The following is a 19,822-nucleotide window of genomic DNA, read 5'->3' as shown; positions in this document are numbered from 1 at the left end:
GTTACCCCCTGTAAAAAATATACAGGGGGTAATTAATGCGTCGCAATCATTTAGCTGCTTCTTCCGATTCCGGTAATGTCACGTTGAGTTCAAGTACCGAAATATCATCCCCTTTCTGCTCAAACTGCACGTGCAGCATTTCAGGGTCGATTTGAATGTATTTGCAAATTACCGCCAGAATATCGCGTTTTAAATCAGGCAGATAATGGGGCTCACTGTCCCCACGACGACGCTCTGCGACGATAATTTGCAGCCGTTCCTTGGCTATATTGGCTGTCGGTTTTTTGCGGGACAGAAAGAAGTCTAGTAATGCCATGGTTTATCCCCCAAAAAGGCGTTTCAGGAAGCCCTTCTTCTCTTCTTCAATGAAGCGGAAGGGGCGTTCTTCTCCTAACAAGCGGCTAACGGTATCGTCATAGGCCTTACCGGCATCAGACTCGACATCAAGAATAACAGGCTCGCCCTGGTTAGACGCACGCAGTACGGACTGGTCTTCAGGGATAACGCCGACCAATGGAATGCGCAGAATTTCCAGTACGTCTTCCATGCTCAACATGTCGCCACGGCTGACGCGACCCGGGTTGTAACGGGTGAGCAGCAGGTGTTCCTTAATGGGTGCTTCGCCTTTCTCGGCGCGACGCGATTTGGAAGACAGGATGCCCAGAATACGGTCAGAGTCACGCACCGAGGAGACTTCCGGGTTAGTGGTGATCACGGCTTCATCGGCGAAGTACAACGCCATCAGCGCACCGGTTTCGATGCCGGCAGGTGAGTCACAGACCACGAAATCAAAATTCATCTCACCCAGATCGTTGAGGATTTTCTCGACGCCTTCGCGGGTCAGTGCGTCTTTGTCGCGGGTTTGCGACGCTGGCAGGATATAAAGGTTATCAGTGCGTTTGTCTTTGATTAACGCCTGATTCAGCGTGGCATCGCCCTGAATCACGTTGACGAAATCGTACACCACCCGGCGTTCGCAGCCCATGATCAGGTCAAGGTTCCGCAGGCCGATATCGAAATCGATCACTACGGTTTTCTTACCTTTTTGGGCTAAGCCGGTAGCGATGGCCGCGCTTGAAGTGGTCTTGCCAACGCCCCCTTTACCCGATGTAACAACAATAATGCGTGCCATGAAATGGATTCCTTGTCAAAAGGGCTTAATTTAAAGGTTGTATGGTTAAAGCGTTATCCAACAGGCTGAGTCGTGCTGCCTGCCCGAGAAAATCGGACGGGATTTGGTCGCTCAACCAGTACTGCCCTGCGATAGAGACTAGCTCAGCACCCAGGTGCGTGCAAAAAATCTGGCACTGCGTATCTCCTGAGGCGCCGGCCAGCGCACGACCGCGCATCATGCCGTAAATGTGAATATTGCCATCGGCAATTAATTCGGCCCCGGCACTGACGCTGCTGGTCACGATCAGATCGCAGTTGCGGGCATAAATTTGTTGGCCGGAACGGACCGGGGCGCTGATGATGCGCGTTTTGGCAGGGGCATTGATATCCACCACCGGGGCAGGCGCAGGGGCCGGTTCCGGGGCGGCCATCTTTTGGCCTTTGCCTTCGTTCAGTAACGGCAGCCCGGCACGGGTTATAGCGCGTTTCTGACGCTCATCTCTGCAGCCGCTGATGCCAACAACGCGCAGACCCGCAGCCGTGACAGCCTGTTGAAGTTCTTTCCAGTTTGCATCGCCGTTCAGCGTTGCAACGTTGATAACAACAGGGGCGTTTTTCAAAAAAGCGGGCGCTTGCTCCACTTTTTCCAGTAACGCCTGACGAATTACCTCGGGTTCCGAATTATGCAAATGAACAACCGATAGGGTAAAACTGCTGCCTTTTAGCTCAATTGGCGATTGTGACATCTATCCTGACTCAGTCTCAGCAACTTTAAATCCCCGGAATACCAATCGGGGTGCGATATTCCGAAGTACTATAAGCATGTTATAGTCAGAGTTATATCCAGGCAAGACGCTGCCCCAATTAAATAGAGTTAAAAAAATGCTTTGTGTGATCTATAGAAGCCCAAAACGGGATCAAACTTATCTTTATGTCGAAAAAAAAGACGATTTCTCCCGAGTGCCGGAAGATCTGATGAAAAGTTTCGGGTCGCCGCAATTGGCGATGGTGATTTCCCTCGAAGGACGGGAAAAGTTAGCCTCGGCGGATATTGAGAAAGTGAAAGAAGCCTTGAAAGAGGAAGGGTTTTATCTGCAATTCCCGCCGCCAGTGGAAAATTTATTAAACCAGCATTTGTCAGAGGACAAAAAATAATCACTGCTGGCGCGCAGGGGCCTGGCTGAATCAGTACCCCAAAACGACTAAGGAACAGTGTGATGAAATTGTCGGCGATAACGGTGGTGTTAACTCTGTTGATGCTGGGATGCGGCGTCTGTCAGCAGACAGCTGCGCAGGCCGCTGCTCTGGAAGAGTCAGCCCCATCGGGTGCGCCTGCGCCGACAACGACCGCTACTGTGGCCACATTGGCTGAAACTGGCCGCGATCCTGCGCAATTCCCGGCTTATGTAGAGCAACTGAAGCGCCAGGCGTTGGCGCAGGGGATTAGTCAGGCAACCATCGATAACGCTTTCGCCAACGCGCATTTTGTTGACCGTGTCATCAAGGCCGATCGTAATCAGCCGGAAAAGAAAATCACTCTGGATGATTACCTCAAACGCGTACTGCCACCCGTCAAAATTGAGCAGGGCCGGACATTGTCCCGGCAATATCGGCCGCAACTGACCCGCGTCACCGCGCGTTATGGCGTTCCGGGGCGTTATATCGTGGCGTTGTGGGGAATGGAAAGCGCCTTCGGCAAGATTCAGGGGCGTGAAGATGTTATTTCGGCGCTTGCCACCTTGGCGTTTGAAGGCCGGCGTGAAGCCTTCTTCACCCAACAAGTGATGGCGGCGCTGCAGATCGTGGAACAGGGTCGGGTCGGCAGTACCCAGCTAAAGGGGTCCTGGGCCGGCGCGATGGGCCAATGCCAGTTTATGCCGACCTCGTTCCTGAGCTATGCGGCGGATGGCGACGGCGATGGCCGTATCGATATCTGGAACAACCCTGACGACGTGTTTGCTTCCACCGCCAACTATTTGGCGAGTGAGGGCTGGCAACGGGGCATTGGTTGGGGCAGGGAAGTGACGCTGCCGGCGGGTTTCGGCACCGATAGCCTGGGGTTGAAAGATCGTCAGGCTCGCAGTGTAAACGAATGGCAAAAACGTGGTGTACGGCGGCCTGACGGTTCAGCGCTTCCGCACTCAACCCTGCGCAGTTGGGTTATCACACCCGATGATATGCAGGGCCGCGCGTTTCTGGTTTATGATAATTTCCGGACCATCATGCACTGGAATCGCTCTTACTATTTTGCGATAGCTGTGGGTATGATGGCTGACGGTATCGGGCAATAAATTAGCGCTACGGTACCCCACCAGAGCGTGGAATAACGGGCTTAGCATGCTAAGCCCCTACATGATTGTAGGGAGAGGCGGTATGTATCAACATAGAGACTGGCAGGGTTCACTACTTGATTTCCCGGTTAATAAGGTGGTCTGCGTCGGCAGTAACTACGCCGATCACATTAAGGAAATGGGCAGTGCGGCCTCGGCAGAGCCGGTAGTGTTTATCAAGCCTGAAACAGCGCTGTGCGACATTCGCCAGCCGGTGGCTATCCCCAAAGAGTTCGGGTCGGTGCACCATGAAGTGGAATTGGCCGTGCTTATCGGTACGCCGTTAAAGCAGGCGAATGAAGATCGCGTAGCGCGTGCTATCGCCGGTTATGGCGTGGCACTCGATCTGACGTTGCGCGAATTGCAGGCGGGTTTCAAGAAGGCCGGGCAACCCTGGGAAAAAGCCAAGGGTTTTGACGGTTCATGCCCGATCTCCGGTTTTATTCCGGTAGCGGAGTTTGGCGATCCGCAAAATGCCGAGCTGTCGCTGACGGTGAATGACCAACTGCGTCAGCAGGGTAACACCCGCGATATGATTACACCGATTTTGCCGCTGATCAGCTATATGAGCCGTTTCTTCACGCTGCGCGCGGGCGACATCATTCTTACCGGCACGCCACAGGGCGTCGGTCCGATGAGCTCTGGCGATATGTTGAAGATTACCCTTAACGGTAAATCACTGAGCACCCGCGTGATTTAAAATCGCCGGCGGCACAAAATTAAAAAGGCCCGAAAGGGCCTTTTGTCTGTCTGTTGCCGCTCTGGCACCGGATTATTTACGGCCCAACAAAAAACCGAAAACGATACCTACGGCTGCGGCGATAGCTACGCCGGCAAGCGGGTTGGACTCAACCTGGGTTCGCACCGTGTCTGCCGCGTCGCGAGCCGCATAGCTGGCCTGAGAGGCGTACTTGCGGGCCGCGCCTTTGACCTGATGCTCCGGCGAATCTGTTGCCTCACCGAAGGCTTCCTGAACAGCGCCAGCAGCTTCATTGACCTTGTCTTCTGCTTTTCCAAACATGTTTAGCTCCTTATCTTCTGTTCTAAAGGCGAACATTAAACATAGCAGCATTATTCCGTTCCAGGCGGCATAACGTGCTTAATGAGATGAATCCGAACATTGTCGAGCGGAAGGCTGATGGTGTCTGACGGGATGCGCCAAAAGGTGTAGGACCTGTAATTTGTACGTATAATTGAGGACAGTGGGTGTGATTTTATTCACCGGATACAACCGGTAACACCATGATATTCTTGTTGCTCAATGGTGGACGTTATTGTTTTAAATAGCGTTTTTTTTAAGCGGCATTATGGTTATCATTATGATTATATTGTATTTTCGGCCTTTCCAATTGGCTCTGATATCTATATAGTGCACCCTCAAAACCTGTACGCAGGTTATCTATTCATTTACCTATACCGGACGCGAACATGTCACAAATCCCTTTTTGGCAACAAAAAACGCTGGCGGAAATGTCAGAACAAGAGTGGGAATCGCTGTGCGACGGTTGTGGGCAGTGCTGTCTGAATAAGCTGATCGACGAAGATACCGACGAGATTTATTTCACCAACGTAGCCTGCAACCAGTTGAATATTAAGTCGTGTCAGTGTCGCAACTATGAACGCCGCTTCGAGCTGGAAGAAGACTGCATCAAGCTGACGCGCGACAATCTCGCCACGTTTGATTGGCTGCCGCCGACCTGTGCGTATCGCCTGATTGGCGAGGGTAAACCGCTGTTTTCATGGCACCCGCTGGTAAGCGGTTCCAAGGCGGCGATGCACGGTGAACGTATTACGGTACGGCACATTGCGGTGCGCGAGAGTGAAGTGGTGGACTGGCAGGACCATATTTTGAACAAGCCGAGTTGGGCAAGATAAGGAAAAAAGCCCCTGCAAAGAGAGAGGGGCAAGACACACAACAACACCAGGGAAATCGGGATACAACTTGCGGTTACTATAAGGATTTTTTGACAGAAGTTCATCAAAATATTGATGCAATAATGCATCACTATGATGAGTTTTTTTGTATGAACTTAATGAGTGCAAAATCACCGCTCTTTGCTTCTCGATCTTAGGGACGATCGGGTAATACATTCCCCCTGCGATTAACGTGCCATGCCGTTCAAACTTAATGTTATGTAAATTACCTGCCAAATCCAGCCAGGGCGCTTCTTTATCGTCATGATATTAGGTACTTTGACCGCTCTCCCGTCTGGTTTCGAGAGTACAATAATGAAAATGATACGGCTGTTTGCAGTGGCTGGCGTACTGATAGTGCTCGTTTATTACCTTACGCATACTTGACGTCGGGTTATCTCTGAAAATCACAAGCAACCCCATGCAAAACGGCGCCCTGAGGCGCCGTTTTCATTATGTCGTAATGCTGCGCTTAGCGACCGAACAGGTCACGACGACGCGGGCGAACAAACTGAGCGATCAACACGACGATGGCGATCAGCAGATAGGCCGCAAAGATACCTACCAGCCACTGTGGCATTTCCAGCGACAGGAACTGCCATTGGCGCACTGAACAGTCGCCGGAAGCGTGAAATACCGCCGGCAGCCATTTATCCAGTGGCAGCCAGGACGGGAAGCTGACGAAGAAATCACAGGTATTAAACGGCGAAGGATGCAGTTGGATCATGGTGTGCTTCCATGCCAGCTGTAAACCTTCCCAGGCACTGTAAATCCACAGCAGGATAGCGACATAGCGCAGCGGCGTTTTCGGCGCGATAGCACCGACCAGCGAGGCGCCCAGAATGCCAAACAGCGCGCAGCGTTCATAGATGCACATCACACAGGGTTGCAGCAGCATTACGTGCTGAAAGTAGAGCGCTACTAATTCCAGCGCCAGCGCAGTCAGGGCCATTAGCAGCCAAGCACCGCGCCCCTGCGAGCAACGGTTAAAGAATTGCAACATATATTTATTCTTCCATGCAGTAAGCAATTGAACCGGCAGTGTAAACCAATTCAACCCCGCTGCCAGCCACCTGGGCCGGATTCAGCACAAAAATAGTCGCCGACAGCAGAGTGGGTTAGCACTTTAATGCGCAGCGGTTTCGATTGAAGGCAACGTCAGCCAGTGCCACTGGGTTAGCAGCTCGGTCATCGGCGCCAGAGCAAACTGTACGCACAGCAGCCCAACCAAGGTTAATACCACAGTATAGGGCAAAGCCATCCACACCATTCGTCCATAGGACAAACGTACCAGCGGCGCCAGTGCAGACGTCAGCAGGAACAAGAATGCCGCCTGACCATTCGGCGTGGCGACCGAAGGCAGGTTGGTTCCTGTATTGATGGCGACTGCCAACATTTCGAATTGCTTCAGGGATATTGCTCCGCTGTTGAATGCGGCGCGCGCCTCATTGATGTAAACCGTGCCGACGAAGACATTGTCGGAGACTGACGACAGCAGGCCGTTAAACAGATAAAACAGCGCCAACTGCGAAGAGGGTTCCGCTTGCAGGACAAACTGGATGATCGGGCTGAACAGATGTTGCTCGATGATCACTGCGACCACGGTGAAAAATACCGTCAACAGGGCGGTAAAGGGCAGCGCTTCCTGGAAAGCCTTGCCGATAGCGTGCTCGTCGGTTACGCCGCACAGGGAGGTAGCGAGAATGATCACCGACAAACCGATCAGGCCAACTTCCGCCAGGTGAAAGGCCAAGGCTATAACCAGCCAAATGCCGATCAGCGCCTGGATCACCAGTTTGACCTGTTCCTGCTTGCTGCGTCCTGCTGTGGCCTGGCGGTCAAACTCTTTCAGCACCTCGCGCACCCGTTCCGGCAGTTTGGCGCCGTAACCGAAAACGCCAAAGCGTTCGAGCAGCAGGCAGAGCAGCAGGCCGCAAACCATCACCGGCAAGGTAACCGGAGCCATTCGCAAGAAGAACTCGGCAAACCCCCAGCCGGCGCTTTTTGCGATAATCAGGTTCTGCGGCTCACCCACCATGGTCATTACGCCGCCCAGTGCGGTGCCGACGCCGGCGTGCATCAGCAAGCTGCGCAAGAAGGCGCGGAACTGCTCCAGCGTTTGCTTGTGATCGTCGCTCGCCAGTTCACTGTCGTCACCGACGTCGGTATGGCCATCTGAGCGGTTAGACGCCACATTGTGGTAGATCGAGTAAAACCCGGTGGCGACGCTGATCACCACAGCGACCACCGTCAGCGCATCGAGGAAGGCGGACAGCAGCGCTGCGGCCAGACAGAACGCCAGCGAAAGCAGCATTTTAGAATGAATATTGAGCAGCAGCTTGGTAAACACGAACAGCAGTAACTGCTTCATAAAGTAGATGCCGGCTACCATAAAGATCAACAGCAGCAGCACGTCCAGATTATGGGCAATTTCTTCGCCCACGCGAGCGGGGCTGGTCATGCCAATCAGCACCGCTTCAATCGCCAGCAGGCCGCCCGGCAACAGGGGGTAACACTTCAGCGCCATCGCCAGGGTGAAGATAAACTCGACCACCAACAGCCAACCGGCGATAAAGGGATCGACCAGGAAGAAAACCAGTGGATTGACCAATAAGAAAACGACGAGGGTCAATTTATACCAGTCAGGTGATTGCCCGAGAAAGTTCTTCACCAGAGCACTGCGTAGGGTTGTTTCCATTTTGCGTGACTTGTCCTGAAAATAAGTGGTTGCATATTACCCTAACAATGTCGCAGGGGCGGAGACAATAGGGCCTTGCTTTACGAAGAGAAATTTCTGCGAAGCGGTGTTTTTGCACAATTTTTGCCACTTTATGCACACTTTCGTTTAATGTTTTTCGCTCACGCTATGTCATGCTGGTGCGATCTGGTATGATCAGCCGATTACTATTACTGATTATCGTCGCAACGGAACGTCAAAAACATGGTCATAAAGGCGCAGAGCCCTGCCGGTTTCGCGGAAGAATACATTATCGAGAGTATCTGGAATAATCGCTTCCCCCCTGGTTCTATTTTGCCCGCGGAGCGTGAGCTTTCGGAACTGATTGGCGTCACGCGCACCACGTTACGTGAAGTTTTACAACGCCTGGCCCGTGATGGCTGGCTGACCATTCAGCATGGCAAACCGACCAAAGTAAACAATTTCTGGGAAACATCCGGCCTCAATATTCTTGAGACCCTGGCGCGCCTCGATCATAAAAGCGTCCCGCAATTGATCGACAATTTGTTGTCGGTGCGCACCAATATCGCCTCGATCTTTATTCGCGCCGCAGTGCGTAATCATCCAGAGCAGGCTCTGGAAGTGCTGGCTAAAGCTACCCAAGTGGAAGATCAGGCAGATGCCTTCAACTGGCTGGATTACGACATTTTCCGCGGCCTGGCGTTTGCTTCCGGCAACCCGATCTACGGTTTGATCTTCAACGGCCTGAAAGGTTTGTATACCCGCGTTGGCCGTTACTATTTCTCCAACCCGGAATCACGCAAGCTGGCACTGGCCTTCTACAGCAAGCTGTCGACTCTGTGCCATGAGAAATCCTACGATCAGGTCATGGATTGCGTGCGGAACTACGGTAAAGACAGCGGTGCCATTTGGCAGAGCATGCAAGGCACCATGCCGAGCGACCTGACCGACGCCCGCCGTTAGCACTCACTCTTGTCCAAAATTGAGTGATTAACTCGTTTTGCTGTAGATTGACACTTTTGATTATCTTCGCGCCCGACGAACCTCGTCGGGCTTTTGTATGCCAGCGATATAGGCGGTTGCCGCGCGTTGTTAATTTTGCTAACTCTTTTACCTTCATGTCGCGCCTGTTCGATGTCGGACGTTGAGTAAACACTTTGTCTTCAGTATCTCGTCAGCTTTTTATCAGCGCATTCTGATAATCGTCATACCTGTTCGTCCTCGAACGGGTTACTCCATGATATTTATATAGCACCGGATATTCCGTTGAGTATGTTTCATTGAAGAAACGGCTTGATAAATTAATTCAAGATGGTTTTCCTACATTCAGAATGACGGAATGCAGTATTCACGTAGAGATTTAAAAAAAAAGCCCGATGGGGGTATATCGGGCGTTAGTGCAATTGTTATCTACAAACCGTGTAAAGCGTATGCGCTTCCTAAATAAGTCAGATGTTGATTGTCATAGTAAAGTGGTCGATTGTTGCTTTTAAATTTGCATCCCGTAACATCACATAAATTCTGTATCGGATTAAATATCTCAATACTGTGGTCATTTGCTACTGATGCTAGCAGTGCGTTGACTTTCTCCTGCGGTAGACGATAGTCAGTTGTTGATTCACTATTCAATGAAACCGGTTGGATCAGCTCATTGATGGTACGGCGTAAGGGGATTTGCTGATTGTCTATCGCCCTGACAACGTTGAATTTCAAGAAAGGAACATCTTTAACCAATATGACCTTTTTACCTGAGTCATTCAGTTTTTGGATAACATTGTTCAACCCTGTGGTCAGTGCGACAATTCCGCTCTGCGTGGAGTTGATTGCTGTATAGTCCCCGTTTTTGTCATTAACACCAGAATCCCAGAATGCGGAGATAACAACGGTTTTAATTTTCTCATTGCGAGTAATAAGTGCTAATACCTTACTATTGTAGGACTCACATTCTGCTGCGTGAGAAGGGTAATCACCCATTGCTTTTGTGGCGCCAAGTAACATGGGGCATGATGCTTTAGTTAATTGGTAAACGGCCATATTAGATTTCTTGGCATATTGGTCAACCCCCCCACGCAGCGCTGCAGCGTGGCTGTCACCAACCAATGCAACGGCATCTTGCCCGGTGTTTGGCACACAGGATTTATCCTTGGAATAAGACGTCGAGCCGTAACCTACCAAGCAGCGATCGGCAATGCGATCCAACTTATCAATTTCTGCCTGCGCTACGGTAGGGTTCACGCGCTGAGGAATACCTTGTAACAGGTAAGCGGCAAAAGTAGGTGAAAGCAAAATAAGTGATGCTGCGACATATCCGAAAATTATTTTGTTATTTGAAAACTTAAATCCCTTACGGAACGGCGTTTCGACAAATAAATAGGACAGGTACGCAATGAAAAGTGCTATGCCTGAAATTATAATTCCACTGTGCATCGGTAGTTGGCCATTTATGCCTAAACGTGCGAAAGACAATAATGGCCAGTGCCACAGGTACCAAGAGTAAGATACCAAGCCGATGAATACCATAAATCTATTGCCCAGTAAAAGTGCGCTGATTCGTCCATTTCCAAGGATGATCATCGCAGATCCCAGAACGGGCAATAGAGCGGCATAGCCAGGGAATATCGTGTTTTTATTGAAGGCGACAGCGGAAAATAAAATTAATGATAACCCAACAATTAGTAGAAATTCTTTTTTTAAAAGGGATAAGCTGTTGAATCTTCCTTCTTTATGCATTATGGATAGCATAACACCAATTCCAAGTTCCCAGGCTCGAGTAGGTAACATAAAGAAGGAGAATAGTGGATTTGTTTTGGTCAGGATAACGCAAGAAACAAATGAGACAATAGATATTACTGCTATGGAGGCTACAGCTTTTTTATTAACCCTAATAATTATCGATAGAATAATTGGTAGGAAAATATAAAATTGCTCTTCAACACCAAGAGACCAGGTCATTAATAGTGGGTTTAGCTCGGCATTAGGTGAAAAATAGTTGGTCTTGTGCCAAAGCATAATGTTGGGGACTGATAATATCGTTGAGCCAGAGAATAGGCTAAAATCTTTAAGCTCAAGAGGTGATAGATAAAAGAAAGCGAATGCCGAGCAAAAAAGCAGCATAACCAATAGTGCTGGCGCAATTCGCTTTATTCTTCGGACATAGAAGCGACTATAGGAGAAGTTTTTATTATTCAGTTCAGTATAAATGATACCGCCAATCAAAAAACCAGAGATGACAAAAAAAACGTCTACCCCGATAAAACCACCACTCAAAAAACTGACGCCAGAGTGATAAAGAACTACCAACAGTATCGCTACGGCACGTAAGCCATCGATATCTCGTCTATAGCTCTTAACCGTTTCTTTTACTACGTTTTCCATTGAGTCACCTAGATAACCACAGGATTTATAAAAATATTACAATGTAAGTGCTACTTGTAATGAGGACGCAAGGATAGTGCAAGGGCATGTTGGGTTTGTAAAGAAAAAACACTTTTCAGTGATGCTTTAGGATTTTTCCCTCACCATGCAAATTTATTTATCGAAAGTTACGAGTAATTAGTTTCAATGCGTAGTTTCTTTGATAAGAGGTTGCGTGAAAGTGTTGGCCACCTCGCAATCACGAAGTGGCCGACCCATAACATATCTAATCACAGTGGCGCCGGGCGTGGCGGGCAACGATCCAACAACTCGACGCTGCCGTCTTCGTTCTGTTGTTCCAGAATAATGTCGAAGCCCCACAGGCGATGCAGATGTTTCATCACTTCGCGACGGCTCTTGTCCAGCGGCGCGCGATCTTGCGGGATGTAGCGCAGTGTCAACGAACGATCGCCGCGTAAATCCACATTCCAAATCTGAATGTTAGGTTCATGGTTGCTCAGGTTATATTGCGCAGACAGCTCTTGGCGAATCGCCCGGTAACCGGCTTCATTATGAATAGCTGCAATTTCCAGATAGTTATTGCGGTCGTCATCCAGCACGGTGAACAGCCGAAAATCACGCATGATCTTGGGTGACAGGAACTGGCTGATAAAGCTCTCATCCTTGAAGTCGCGCATGGCGAAATGCAAGGTCTCCAGCCAGTCTTTACCGGCGATATCCGGGAACCAGTAACGATCTTCTTCCGTCGGCGATTGGCAAATGCGCTTGATGTCCTGGAACATGGCAAAGCCCAGCGCATAAGGGTTGATGCCGTTGTAGTACGGGCTGTTGTACGGAGGCTGGTACACCACGTTAGTGTGGCTGTGCAAGAATTCCAGCATGAAACGCTCGGTGACCCGGCCTTCGTCGTACAGATGATTGAGAATGGTATAGTGCCAGAATGTCGCCCAGCCTTCGTTCATCACCTGGGTTTGTTTCTGCGGATAAAAATACTGGCTCACTTTGCGCACGATGCGCAGAACCTCACGCTGCCAAGGCTCAAGCAGTGGCGCATTTTTTTCCATAAAGTAGAGAATGTTTTCCTGAGGTTCGCTCGGATAGCGGCGGGCCTGTTCAGGCGCCTCTTCGCGTTCGACACGCGGCAGGGTTTTCCACAGCGTATTTACCTGGCTTTGCAGGTACTCCTCACGGCTTTTCTGTCGCGCTTTTTCTTCTATCAGCGAAATTTTCTGCGGCCGTTTGTAACGATCCACGCCGTAGTTCATCAGCGCATGGCAGGAGTCGAGCAGTTTTTCTACTTCCTCAACGCCGTAACGCTCTTCGCATTGGCTGATGTAATGGCGGGCGAACAGCAGGTAGTCGACGATCGAACTGGCGTCGGTCCAACTGCGGAACAGGTAATTATTTTTGAAGAAGGAGTTGTGCCCATAGCAGGCATGCGCCATCACCAGGGCCTGCATGGTGATGGTATTTTCTTCCATCAGATAGGCGATGCAGGGGTTGGAGTTGATAACGATTTCATACGCCAGGCCCTGCTGCCCGTGCTTATAGCGCTGCTCGGTTTCAATGAATTTTTTACCGAATGACCAATGGGTATAGTTAATCGGCATGCCCACGCTCGAATAGGCGTCCATCATCTGCTCTGAGGTGATAACCTCGATCTGATGCGGGTAGGTGTCGAGCTTGTAATGTTTGGCTACGCGATCGATGTGCTCCAGATACACCTGCAGCAACTCGAACGTCCAGTCCGGTCCATCGCTCAGACGCTTATCTTCCTTGACCTTATCATGTGTTGAAGTAGTCATCAGCGCACCCTCTTATTACGGACCTTGCTCGAACGGCAGACCCTGTATCAATCGTAGCTCAAACTGCGCATAGGGAATAATGATATAAAGCGTAAAAATTCAACGATCTGCCCGCAACGTCTCCACAACGGGGAGCCGGGGGGATTTTGCCCTGAGTTTTTTCTGCTATGGCAGACTCGACCATCGGTAAAAGGTTATGGCGATAAAAGGATGCTTTATTGGTTTTTTATTCTGTTTAAATGCGCGTGTTTCGTTTTTATATTCTGTTAAAAGCTTGTTGCGCATCCCGGTTTTTTTTGATGCTATCAACGCTAGCATTGATAGCATATCAGCGGCTGTTGCCCTCTAAAACTGGCCTTGGACGACATCTTATCGCTATTTATAGGTAGGTATTGCAAAAGGCGCGGCCATGAACGATAAATTAATTGTGAATGTTGTCACGTTTGATGACGAAGATGTTGGACGGATTTTTCCACTGAGTTAATTTCCTGTGAGCAGAAGATTATGCTTTGTGAAGCCTTGAGCTGGAGTCAGCGATGCGAGTGGTAATTTTAGGTAGTGGGGTGGTGGGCGTTGCCAGCGCCTGGTATTTGGCGAAGGCCGGTCACGAAGTGACGGTAATCGATCGCCAGCCTGGCCCGGCAATGGAAACCAGCGCGGCGAATGCCGGCCAAATCTCGCCGGGCTATGCGGCTCCGTGGGCTGCGCCGGGTGTGCCGTTGAAAGCCATCAAATGGATGTTTCAACGCCATGCACCGTTGGCGGTACGCCTGGATGGCAGCAGTTTCCAGTTGAGCTGGATGTGGCAAATGCTGAAAAACTGCGATACCTCACACTACATGACCAATAAAGGGCGCATGGTGCGGCTGGCGGAATACAGCCGTGACTGCATCAAGGCGCTGCGTCAGGAAACCGGCATCCAGTATGAAGGGCGTCAGGGCGGTACGCTGCAGCTGTTTCGCACCCCGCAGCAGTTCGAAAGTGCGGCGAAAGACATTGCCGTACTGGAGGAGGCGGGCGTGCCCTATAAACTGCTGGAAGCTCACCAACTGGCGACAGTTGAACCTGCATTGGCGCAGGTCGCGCACAAGCTGACCGGCGGTCTGCAATTGCCCAATGATGAAACCGGTGACTGCCAGCTGTTTACTCAGCAACTGGCCAAGCTGGCGCAGCAGGCGGGCGTTACCTTCTTGTATAACCGCAGTGTTGATCGTCTGCTGGTCGACGGCGATCAGATCAGCGGCGTGCAGTGCGGCGCAGAAGTGTTCAAGGCTGACAGCTACGTCGTGGCTTTCGGTTCTTACTCCACCGCACTGTTGCGCGATCTGGTCTCGATCCCGGTTTATCCGTTGAAAGGCTATTCACTGACCATTCCTATTGCGGATGAAGCTGCGGCGCCGTTCTCGACCGTTCTGGATGAAACCTACAAGATCGCCATTACCCGTTTCGACAAACGCATTCGCGTCGGTGGTATGGCGGAAATTGTCGGTTTTAATACCCAGTTGGAGCCGAAACGCCGTGAAACGCTGGAAATGGTGGTACGCGATCTCTACCCTAACGGCGGGCGGATTGAAGAGGCGACTTTCTGGACCGGTCTGCGTCCGATGACGCCGGACGGCACGCCGATTGTCGGCAAGACTTCGCTGAAAAACCTGTTCCTCAATACCGGGCACGGTACTTTGGGCTGGACCATGGCGTGCGGCTCCGGGCAATTGCTTTCCGATCTGATTTCCGGAATCACGCCAGCTATCCCTTCAGACGATCTGGCGGTGGCGCGATACAGCGCCGGCTTTCGCAACGAGCACCCCACACCCTTGAACGATGTGCATCCAGCGCGTTAATCCTCTTAATTTATAATGCTGACGTCACGGGCGCTGGCCCGTGACTTCAACCGCCAGTCCGCAGGAGAATCCATGCCTCGCCCGATTACCGCCACGCTGCATCTTTCCGCTTTTGAAAATAACCTGCAGGTGATTCGCCGTTTCGCCCCCAGCGCCAAAATTTGGTCGGTAGTAAAAGCCAATGCTTATGGCCACGGAATCAAACATGTCTGGCGTAGCCTGGGGCAAACCGACGGTTTCGCCTTGCTGGATCTCGCCGAGGCCATCTTACTGCGAGAGTCCGGTTGGCAAGGGCCGATTCTGCTGCTGGAAGGTTTTTTCAAGCCACAAGATTTGCTCCTGCTCGACCGCTACCGTTTAACTACCTCGGTACACAGCGACTGGCAACTGGCAGCGATAGCGGCAGCCAAACTGTCCGCGCCGCTGGATGTTTATCTGAAAGTGAACAGCGGGATGAATCGCCTGGGCTTTTCCCCGGATCGTTTGCACAGCGTTTGGTTGCAAGCGCGGGAGATGGGCAATATCGCCAGCCTGACGCTGATGAGCCACTTTGCCACCGCCGACGGCCCACAGGGCGTGGCAGAGCAAATGACTGTCATTGAGGGGGCGGCGGCTGGAATCCCTTTGCCGCGCTGCCTGGCGAACTCCGCCGCCACGTTGTGGCATCCGCAAACCCACGGCAGTTGGGTGCGGCCAGGCATAGTGCTGTATGGCGCATCGCCAAGCGGCCAGTGGCGTGATATCGCCGACAGCGGCTTGCAGGCTACCATGACGTTAAGTAGCGAAATCATTGGCGTTCAGGCGCTGAAAAGTGGTGATCGTGTCGGTTATGGCTGGCGTTACAGCGCCAAGGCGGCGCAACGTATCGGCGTAGTGGCCTGCGGTTATGCGGACGGTTATCCTCGCCATGCGCCGAGCGGCACGCCGGTTTGGGTAGATGGCGTGTTGACGCACACGGTGGGCACGGTCTCCATGGATATGCTGGCGGTTGATCTGACGCCCTGTCCTGGCGCTGACATTGGTGCGGAAGTGGAATTGTGGGGGCGGCGCCTGCCGGTTGACGATGTCGCCGCCGCGGCAGGCACGCTGGGTTATGAGTTGCTGACGGCGCTGGCCGCGAGAGTGCCAGTCACCGTCGAGGCGTAAAATTCAGGCAATTTTCTTCAACTGACTTTTAATTTGCTTGCTGCGCTGCCGTGCGTGCAGCGCCAGCAAGCAGCCCGCCAGCATGACCAACGCCAGTGACAGCTTCGGTGGCAACGGCATAGCCATTGCCAACAGGCCCAGCGCTGCGCCGCCGGCCATCTGCACAAAGCCCACCAACGCCGAAGCGACGCCGGCTTCATTGGAGTACGGCTCCAGCGCATAGCTGGTTGCCGGGCCCATCACAAACGCCAGACCCGCACAGGCGCAGGCGACCGGCAGCATATACGCCAGCCAGTGGGGTTGCGCCGCGTCGGAAAGCAGGCCAACGCCCAGTAACAGCCCAATACAGCCGATCCCCATCAATACCCCACCGGTCGCCAGGCAAATCGGTCGGCCGACTTTGTGAATAATGCGGTTGGCGAAATAACTCACCAGCATGATCCAAAAACCGTTGGCGCCAAATACCAGCGAGAACTGCAGCGGCGTTAGCCCGGCGGTGCCCATCAGCACGTTCGGCGCCAGGGAAACATAGGTTAACGCCATTCCCATTGCCCCTGAGTTCACCACGGCGAAGGACAGGAAGTTGCGATCGCTGAGGATGCGCGCATATTGCCGCACCGGCAATCCTTTGACTCTAACGGTATCCGCAGGCCGGGTTTCCGGCAGACGCAGGGCGATCAGTACCAGCACCGCAAGGGCATAGCAAACCAGGAACCAGAACGGGGCGCGCCAGCCGAAAGCTTCCGCCAGCAACCCGCCGAGCAGCGGCGCCAGCGCAGGAATAATATTCAGCGTGCCGTTGAGAAAACCGTAGGCACGTGCAGCGTCGTCGCCATTCAGACGGTCACGTACGCCGCTGAACGCCACTACCGCCGTACAGCACACGGCAACGCCCTGCAGTAGGCGTGAGGCAACAAACACCGTTGGCGTGGTCGCCAGTGCCGCCATTGCCGCGCCGATCATGTAGATAACGACGCCGGCCAATGCGATCGGCTTGCGGCCGTAGTTATCCACCAGCGGGCCGGCGATAACCTGCCCCAGGCCCAACACCAGAATGAACAGGGAAATGGTGGACTGAATCAGCGCCTCACTGCTGTTAAGGCCAAGTGCGATAGCGGGAATGGTTGGCAGATAGAGATCGATGCCCAGCGGGCCGAGCAGCACCAGGCTAAGAAGCAGAAACAGAAATTTTTGCATAACAAAAACAGCACGTCCTAGTGACAAAGAGAGGTAGAGTAGAGATTCTGGCGTCAAATGGAAAGAGGCAAAGCATAAGCGTTCGACGGGCTAATTTTGCCTCCCCCATTACACGGCAGAGGCTTGGCGATAATAAAGTGCGGAAACCGTATCCGCCACGTAACGCGCCTGGTGTTTGGCGTCGTCCAGCGCCCGATGCGGTGTGCCTTCGAAAGGGCGTTCTTTCTTCGGGTTGAAGCCGTGCAGTTCGGCCAGGGTGATCACCGTACGCACATCCTGCGTGTCCCAAAACTTCCATGGGCAGGGCATTTCCAACTGCTGGAAAGCATGCTCGAGGATCGCGCAATCGAATTCCTTGCCATTTCCCCAGACCTTCACTCTGTCTGTGCTGTTCATATGGATAAAACGGCTCAGGCTGGTCAGAACGCGCTTTAGGCTTTCGGTTCCGGCAAAGGCCAGCTTGCGTGCTTCGTCAGACTGCTTTGCCCACCAGGCCACGGTATCCAGGCTGATGGTTCTGCCAGGCTGATCTTTTTGGCTGCTGACGGCGTTTTCAAATTCCGCGCCGAGCTGGCCGGTCCTGGGATCAAAAAATACTGCGGCAACCACCAGGATCACTGCGCTGGGTTTTATGTCCAGAGTTTCAATGTCTAGCATCAGATGGTGCATTGGCGATCTCCGCAGGCTGAGTCATCGTAGTATGTTACTACAAACCGGGCGAGGATGCGCAGTCAGCCACGGCGCTGGCCTGCGGCATTAGCCAGCGTTACCGCCAACACGGCCAGTAACACCAGGGCGGCCACCGGGGTCACAACGCCCCAGGGCGCTCGTTCGATATAAGGCATGGCTTCGGCCAGCACCAGCCCCCATTCTGCACCCGGCGGCTGAGGCCCCAGTCCGAGGAAACCCAGCGCGGCCAGCGCCAGCGCAATACCCGGCAAGCGAAGCATGGCGTGACGAAGCAACGGCCCGACTAACGCCGGCAGCAGGTAGTGCGTCAGCGTACGCAGGCGGCCTATCCCCAATACGGGGAGCATGCGGATATAGGGCTGCGTACGCGCCTCCGTCAATAACGAGGCACAGTGTGCCGCCAACGGCGCCCAACTGACCAACATCACCGCGCACGCGGCGCCGTAGGCTGAAGGACCTGTAATGGCGATGACCAACAGGCCTGCCATGATGGGGGGCGTGGCGTTGGCCAGTTCAATCACCCCGCACATCAGGCGCGGCATCAACCCAAATAGCATTCCCAGGATCAGTGAAGCGAAGCTGACGCCCAGCGCCAGCAGGCTGGTATTCACCGCGCCGTGCGCGACCCGCGCCAGAATGTCCCTGCCGGTGGCGTCGGCGCCAAAGGGTAACGCCAGGCCGGGCGATTGCAGGCGCATATGCAGGGACGCGAACGGATCGCGGATGATCCCGCTCACCACCAGCAGGCACAGCAATAGCGCGGCGATTGCGGCGACAAGATAACTGCCTTTGGCGCTGTGCTGGGGTTGCGGCGCATTAGGCAGGGACGCGGCGATGCGGCCCAGCAGCAGATAATGCGCTCCCTGCGCCAGGAAACCGGCGCTGAAGGCGATCATCAGCAGAATCAGGATACCGCACTGCAGCGCAGGCAGATCCTGTGCGATGGCGGCGCCTAAGGTTGCCCGACCAAGACCGGGAATGGCAAACACCTTCTCGACGGCAATGGCGCCGCCGGTAAGCCCTACCAGCACCAGACCAATTTGTGGCAACAGGGCGGGCAACGTGCGGCGCAATACTGCCAAGAGACGTTGCCTCCGGGAGATACCGGCAAGACTCCAGGTGATCAACCAGCGTTCAGAAAAGGTTGCGGCCAGCCCGTCGCTGAACAACAGACCCAGCAATCCTCCAGCGGGCAGGCCCAGCGCCAGCGCGGGCAGAACGGCGTGTTGGAGGTTTTGCCAGCCGTAGGGCGGGAACCAGCGCAACCAGACGGCGCCGACAATCAGCAACAGCGCCGCCAGCAAAAATTCCGGCAGGGAGGTCAGCGCTACGGCCAGAACGCCGGCAGGGCGCTGACTGTCGCCGCGCATGCCATGCCACAGGGTTGGCAACGCCAACAACAGTGCTACCGACAGCGCTACCGTGAGCGCGCAGGCCATCAGGATCAAAGACACTCCGGCGGCTTGCAGCATGCCTTCCAGCACGGGCTGACCCGAGATCCAGGAGTTACCGGCATCCCCCCGCAACAACCCCGAAAACCACCGGCCAAGCAGCACCAGCGGCCCGTCATCCAAACCGAATCGTTGGCGAATGGCGTTCAGGGTTTCCGGCGTCGCCTCTTGCTCGCTTGAGCGAGCCCGCAGCAGGCTGAGCGCGGGATCGCGGCCGGAAATCCAAGGCATCAGACCAATGAGCAAAATCATTGCCAGCAGG

At 53.2% G+C, this 19,822-nt stretch carries 18 protein-coding genes; 7 read left to right on the top strand and 11 right to left on the bottom strand.

Features of this window, described 5'->3' with window-relative positions:
- Positions 1-46 precede the first annotated feature (46 nt).
- The 3 genes from minE to minC are packed head-to-tail and all read right to left on the bottom strand — an operon-like array spanning position 47 to position 1,859.
- Positions 47-316: a cell division topological specificity factor MinE gene (gene minE / locus ACUTQW_RS07100; RefSeq protein WP_004945472.1), complete on the bottom strand. Its 270-nt coding sequence runs from the start codon at positions 314-316 to the stop codon at positions 47-49.
- A 3-nt stretch (positions 317-319) separates the two neighbouring features.
- Positions 320-1,132 (bottom strand): septum site-determining protein MinD, encoded by an 813-nt coding sequence (gene minD / locus ACUTQW_RS07095; protein WP_004945470.1) that lies wholly within the window; start codon positions 1,130-1,132, stop codon positions 320-322.
- A 25-nt stretch (positions 1,133-1,157) separates the two neighbouring features.
- Positions 1,158-1,859: a septum site-determining protein MinC gene (minC, locus tag ACUTQW_RS07090; RefSeq protein ID WP_004945469.1), complete on the bottom strand. Its 702-nt coding sequence runs from the start codon at positions 1,857-1,859 to the stop codon at positions 1,158-1,160.
- Positions 1,860-1,995: 136 nt separating this feature from the next.
- On the opposite strand from minC, the gene ACUTQW_RS07085 reads away from it, so the two are divergent.
- From ACUTQW_RS07085 to ACUTQW_RS07075, 3 genes are all read left to right on the top strand, one after another.
- Complete coding sequence (locus ACUTQW_RS07085; RefSeq protein WP_020439176.1) at positions 1,996-2,268, top strand: YcgL domain-containing protein; 273 nt, start codon at positions 1,996-1,998, stop codon at positions 2,266-2,268.
- Between the two features lie 62 nt (positions 2,269-2,330).
- Positions 2,331-3,404, top strand: a complete 1,074-nt coding sequence (locus ACUTQW_RS07080; RefSeq protein WP_064798875.1) for a lytic murein transglycosylase — start codon at positions 2,331-2,333, stop codon at positions 3,402-3,404.
- Between the two features lie 82 nt (positions 3,405-3,486).
- Entirely contained in the window at positions 3,487-4,143 is a 657-nt protein-coding gene (locus tag ACUTQW_RS07075; RefSeq protein WP_004945462.1) for a fumarylacetoacetate hydrolase family protein, read from the top strand.
- Positions 4,144-4,215: 72 nt separating this feature from the next.
- Here the strand turns inward: ACUTQW_RS07075 and ACUTQW_RS07070 are convergent, their stop codons facing one another.
- Positions 4,216-4,464, bottom strand: coding sequence for a CsbD family protein (locus ACUTQW_RS07070; protein ID WP_004945460.1), 249 nt, complete (start codon positions 4,462-4,464; stop codon positions 4,216-4,218).
- Positions 4,465-4,871: 407 nt separating this feature from the next.
- On the opposite strand from ACUTQW_RS07070, the gene ACUTQW_RS07065 reads away from it, so the two are divergent.
- Complete coding sequence (locus ACUTQW_RS07065) at positions 4,872-5,318, top strand: YcgN family cysteine cluster protein (protein ID WP_064798874.1); 447 nt, start codon at positions 4,872-4,874, stop codon at positions 5,316-5,318.
- Positions 5,319-5,829: 511 nt separating this feature from the next.
- Here the strand turns inward: ACUTQW_RS07065 and dsbB are convergent.
- Complete coding sequence (gene dsbB, locus ACUTQW_RS07060; protein ID WP_004945454.1) at positions 5,830-6,360, bottom strand: disulfide bond formation protein DsbB; 531 nt, start codon at positions 6,358-6,360, stop codon at positions 5,830-5,832.
- Positions 6,361-6,483: 123 nt separating this feature from the next.
- A complete protein-coding gene (nhaB, locus tag ACUTQW_RS07055; protein ID WP_006325848.1) occupies positions 6,484-8,055 on the bottom strand; it encodes a sodium/proton antiporter NhaB in 1,572 nt (523 codons plus the stop codon).
- Between the two features lie 243 nt (positions 8,056-8,298).
- On the opposite strand from nhaB, the gene fadR reads away from it, so the two are divergent.
- Positions 8,299-9,018 (top strand): fatty acid metabolism transcriptional regulator FadR, encoded by a 720-nt coding sequence (fadR, locus tag ACUTQW_RS07050; protein WP_064798873.1) that lies wholly within the window; start codon positions 8,299-8,301, stop codon positions 9,016-9,018.
- Between the two features lie 447 nt (positions 9,019-9,465).
- On the opposite strand, the gene ACUTQW_RS07045 is transcribed toward fadR, so the two are convergent.
- Entirely contained in the window at positions 9,466-11,430 is a 1,965-nt protein-coding gene (locus ACUTQW_RS07045; RefSeq protein ID WP_064798872.1) for an acyltransferase family protein, read from the bottom strand.
- A gap of 269 nt (positions 11,431-11,699) precedes the next feature.
- The gene (locus ACUTQW_RS07040; RefSeq protein ID WP_004945446.1) at positions 11,700-13,235 is read right to left on the bottom strand and encodes a SpoVR family protein; all 1,536 of its coding nucleotides are present in this window, start codon (positions 13,233-13,235) and stop codon (positions 11,700-11,702) included.
- A 536-nt stretch (positions 13,236-13,771) separates the two neighbouring features.
- On the opposite strand from ACUTQW_RS07040, the gene ACUTQW_RS07035 reads away from it, so the two are divergent.
- Both ACUTQW_RS07035 and dadX read left to right on the top strand, forming a co-directional pair.
- On the top strand, positions 13,772-15,076 hold the full coding sequence (locus tag ACUTQW_RS07035) for a D-amino acid dehydrogenase (RefSeq protein ID WP_064798871.1): 1,305 nt from the start codon (positions 13,772-13,774) through the stop codon (positions 15,074-15,076).
- Between the two features lie 72 nt (positions 15,077-15,148).
- Positions 15,149-16,222 (top strand): catabolic alanine racemase DadX, encoded by a 1,074-nt coding sequence (gene dadX, locus ACUTQW_RS07030; protein ID WP_006325841.1) that lies wholly within the window; start codon positions 15,149-15,151, stop codon positions 16,220-16,222.
- 3 nt (positions 16,223-16,225) lie between these two features.
- Here the strand turns inward: dadX and ACUTQW_RS07025 are convergent, their stop codons facing one another.
- From ACUTQW_RS07025 to ACUTQW_RS07015, 3 genes are all read right to left on the bottom strand, one after another.
- Complete coding sequence (locus tag ACUTQW_RS07025) at positions 16,226-17,419, bottom strand: multidrug effflux MFS transporter (RefSeq protein ID WP_202290945.1); 1,194 nt, start codon at positions 17,417-17,419, stop codon at positions 16,226-16,228.
- Between the two features lie 108 nt (positions 17,420-17,527).
- Positions 17,528-18,088, bottom strand: coding sequence for a 3'-5' exonuclease (locus tag ACUTQW_RS07020; RefSeq protein WP_004945437.1), 561 nt, complete (start codon positions 18,086-18,088; stop codon positions 17,528-17,530).
- 62 nt (positions 18,089-18,150) lie between these two features.
- On the bottom strand, positions 18,151-19,812 hold the full coding sequence (locus tag ACUTQW_RS07015) for an ABC transporter permease subunit (protein WP_064798869.1): 1,662 nt from the start codon (positions 19,810-19,812) through the stop codon (positions 18,151-18,153).
- Between the last annotated feature and the right edge of the window lie 10 nt (positions 19,813-19,822).

The organism is Serratia sp. TSA_7 (genome assembly GCF_052692135.1).
Note: the sequence above shows the minus strand (reverse complement) of the source record. Positions and strands in the feature narration are given on the sequence as shown.